General features: G+C 63.2%; 1 protein-coding gene. It reads left to right on the forward strand.

Annotated elements, in window-relative coordinates:
- Nucleotides 1–64 precede the first annotated feature (64 nt).
- Nucleotides 65–1225, forward strand: coding sequence for an IS30 family transposase (locus tag AC04MD_RS20230; RefSeq protein WP_475498989.1), 1161 nt, complete (start codon nt 65–67; stop codon nt 1223–1225).
- Nucleotides 1226–1233 lie beyond the last annotated feature (8 nt).

Genomic DNA, 1233 nt, shown 5'->3' on the forward strand with positions numbered 1-1233 from the left:
GGTCGCGGATTCATATGATCGATGCAACACACGGATAGCTGCATAGGCAGCAGGAGTGTTGCGAATGAAGCACAGGAAGAGGATCTACTACACCGACACCCAGAAGGCGCTGATGTGGGACCGTTGGCAGCAGGGCGAGTCGCTGCATCAGATCGCTTCCCTGTTTGACCGGCACCATAGCTCAGTGCGGAACATCCTGGCCGAGCATGGCGGCATTCGTCCGCCAGTGAGGCAGCGATCCTCGCGGGTACTGAGCTTGGCCGAGCGTGAGGAGATCTCCCGTGGGCTGGCGGCGGGGCGCTCGATCCGAGCGATCGCCGCATCGCTCGGGCGGGCGCCTTCCACGGTGAGCCGCGAGATCGGGCGCAACGAAGGCGCTGAAGGCTACCGCGCCAACCAAGCCGACCAGGCTGCCTGGGACCGAGCGCGGCGCCCCAAGCCCTGTAAGCTGGCGCTGCATCGAGCCTTGGCTGCTCGCGTGGCAGAGAAAATCCAGCGGCAGTGGTCGCCTGAGCAGGTGGCCGGCTGGCTTAAACGCACCTATCCCGATGATGCGAGCCGTCAGGTGTCCCACGAGACCATCTATCGCACGCTCTACATCCAGTCGCGTGGCGCCTTGAAACAGGAACTGCTCGCGCATCTGAGGCGCACGCGGGCGATGCGTCGTTCACGACATCACACCCAGAAGACAGAGAACCACGGCCGGATCACCGACACCGTCTCGATCAGCGAACGGCCAGCCAGCGCCGAAGATCGGGCTGTGCCGGGACACTGGGAAGGCGACCTGCTGTTCGGTGACCGGAACAGTCAGATCGCCACGCTGGTGGAGCGGCAGACCCGCTACCTGATGCTGGTGAAGGTGGCAGGCAAGGACACCGAGACCGTGGTCAATGCACTGATCAAGAACGCACGCCGCCTGCCGAAGCAGCTCTACCGATCGCTGACTTGGGATCGGGGCAAGGAAATGGCAGGACACCGTCGCTTCACCCTGGTCACCGACATCCAGGTCTACTTCTGCGACCCGCACCATCCCTGGCAGCGCGGCACCAACGAGAACACCAACGGCCTACTGCGGCAGTACTTCCCCAAGGGCATCAATCTGGCCGATGTCTCGCAGGCCAAGCTGGATGCCGTGGCACGCCAACTCAACGAGCGGCCACGCAAGACGCTCGGCTACGAAACACCGGCAGAGCGATATCGACAAACTGTTGCGTCGATCGGTTGAATCCAAGG

This window comes from Pseudoxanthomonas sp. LjRoot206, from assembly GCF_056175725.1.

Coding starts and splice junctions, on each gene's coding strand:
- AC04MD_RS20230 (WP_475498989.1), top strand. CDS start 65: ATGAAGCACAGGAAGAGGATCTACTACACCGACACCCAGAAGGCGCTG.